This window comes from Nonomuraea sp. JJY05 (genome assembly GCF_043496855.1).
Lineage (GTDB): Bacteria > Actinomycetota > Actinomycetes > Streptosporangiales > Streptosporangiaceae > Nonomuraea.
Genome location: NZ_JBIEIS010000113.1, coordinates 1 through 2,694 on the forward strand (window position 1 = coordinate 1; position 2,694 = coordinate 2,694).

1 protein-coding gene is annotated in these 2,694 nt (G+C 71.0%); it reads left to right on the top strand.

The window, feature by feature from the left end; translation table 11 throughout:
* Positions 1–155 precede the first annotated feature (155 nt).
* Positions 156–2,694, top strand: a 2,539-nt coding sequence (locus tag ACFKCF_RS61460) for a BTAD domain-containing putative transcriptional regulator (RefSeq protein WP_394506753.1), incomplete at its 3' end; no start/stop codon positions are given.

A 2,694-nucleotide genomic window follows, 5' to 3' on the forward strand; every position in this document is an offset into this window, starting at 1 on the left:
CGCACCTGGCACCCGGAGGGAAGCGACCAGGATGAGTACGGCACAGCGAAGAGTCAACGACACGGCGGCAGCGTGTCAACCCGCGGTATGTTCCGGTATGTTCATCACCTGCCGCTCAGGAGATCGCGGAGGAGGCCCTCCAACGGGTAACGGTCATGACCGATGAAACGCTGGTCCTGCCTACGGAGGGTTGCGCGATGGGACTGCGGATCAAGATCTTGGGTCCGTGGGAGCTGACGGCAGGCGGCGACGTGCTACCGCTGACCGGCAGCCGACGGATCGGCCTGCTGACCCGGCTGGCATTGAGCGCCGGCCGGGTGGTCACCACTGACCAGCTCCTCACCGATGTGTGGGGACAGAGCCGGGCGTCGACGGCGCCGAAGCAGCTCCACATCGTGGTGTCGAAACTTCGCGAGTTCCTCGCGCCCCGGGCGCTCGACGAGGTCATCGTGACCGCGCCAGGTGGATACTGCCTGGACGTGCCTCCTGATCACGTCGATGCTCACCTGTTCATGCGGCTGGTGCGCGAAGCGCGTGCCGGCCGGGCCAGGGGAGAGATCGTTACCGCGGACAGGTCGTTCCGGCAGGCTCTGGCCTTGTGGCGGGGACAGGCCCTGGCGGGCATGTCGGCGGAGTGGGCCCGGATCGAGGCCACCCGCCTGGCGGAGGAACGTCTCACCGCTCTGGAAGATCACGTCGATTTGCGGATGGCGGCCGGCGATCACCACGCGGTGATACCGGATCTGACCGTCCACATCGAGGCGCACCCGCTGCGGGAGAGGCCGCATGCGCAGCTGATGCTGGCGCTGTATCGCGCTGGACGGTCATCGCAAGCGCTCGCCGTCTATCAGGACACTCGCCGCGTCATGATCCAGGAGCTCGGCATCGAGCCGGGTGCCGAGCTGCGCCGGCTCCATCGGGCGATCCTGGCCCGCGATCCCGTTCTCGATCTGACCGTTCCGGCGCAGGATGCCACGCTCGCCGACGCGGTCGCCCCGGCCGAGCTGCCCGCCGACACCCGCGCCTTCACCGCCCGCGATGTCGAGCTGGCCTGGCTCGACAAGGCGCTCACCGACTCGGGGGCCGGCACGCCGGCGGTCGTCGCCATCGGCGGTCCCGGCGGGATCGGTAAATCCGCGCTGGCCGTCCACCTGGCGCACGCCGTCGCCGACCGCTACACCGACGGTGTTGTCCACATCGACCTGCACGGCGCCACCGACGGCCTGCGGCCTCTGTCGCCGCTGGAGGCGCTCGGCCGGCTGCTGCGCTCGCTCGGGCTGGACGGCTCGGCCGTGCCGACCACGGTCGAGGAGGCCGTGGCCCGCTACCGGTCCCTCACCTCGGCGCGGAACGTGCTGATCATCCTCGACAACGCCCTCGACAGCCGTCAGGTCCGCCCGCTCATTCCCGCCGGGCCGGGGTGTGCGGTCGTCATCACGAGCCGGCAGGTTCTCACCTCGCTCGACGGGGCGAGCCAGCTGAACCTGCCCGGGCTCGATCCGTCCGACTCCACCGCGCTGCTGGCCCGGATCGCCGGCCCCGGCCGGGTCCACGCCGAGGCGGAGGCCGCCGGGCAGATCGTCCGGCTCTGCGGGGGCCTGCCCCTGGCCCTTCGCATCGCGGCGGCACGTCTGGCCGCCCGCCCCGACTGGCCGCTGTCCTACCTCGCCGACCGGCTGGCCGACGCCACCCGCCGCCTGGACACGCTGCAGTACGCCGACCTGGCCGTCCGCGCCGGCATCGCCGTCAGCCTCCATCACCTCAAGGACGAGCCCGCCGGCCAGGACGCCGCCCACCTGTTCGCCCTGCTCGGCCTCCTCGACACGCCCACCCACACCCCGGCGGCCACCGCCGCTCTCGCCGACCGTCCCGAGCACGCGGTGGAGGCCACGCTGGAGCGCCTCCTGGATGCCCGGCTGCTCGAATCGGCGGGGCCGGGCCGCTACCGGATGCACGACCTCGTCCGCCTCTACGCCCGCGAACAAGCCGACGGCATCATCCAGGAAAGCGATCGGGTGGCCGCCACCCGCCGCGCGTTGCACCATTACCTCGCCACAGCCAGGACGGCCAGCCTCCTGGTCAAGCCCGCCTCCGTCATCGTCAGGCACCTTCGCGCCGGCCAGCCGGGCCTTCGCCTGGCCACACCGCAGGAGGCGATCGACTGGATCGAGCTGGAGCGCGACAACCTCATCGCCGTCGCCCGGCAGGCCACCACCCGCGCCGACGATCCCGGCACGGTCGAGGGCCTGGCCGCCAGTCTCAACGGGCCCTTCAGCCACAGAGGCTGGCTCGCTGATCTGGCCGAGATCCATGACCAGGCTCTGCAGGTGGCCGTCCGGACTGGTGACTGGGCGGGCCAAGCCCGCGGGCACAACCAGTTGGGCTGCATCCACAAGAACCAGGGTCGCTTCGAGGTCGCGGTCGAGGAGTTCGAGCGTGCCCTCGTGTGCTGGGATCGAGCAGGTCTGCCCCTGCGTAAGGCGGGCACCCTGCACAATCTCGGCACGACCTACGGCAAGCTGGGGCGCTTCGACGACGCGCTTGCCACCCAGGACGAGGCGACAGCGACAGCGACAGCGAGCGGCCTGCGCGACTACCAGGCGATGATCCTCAACGGCCGGGCCGCGGTGCTGATCAGAATGGGCCGGCTGGACGACGCGATCGACGCGGGCCGAAGAAGCTTGGAGATCTGGG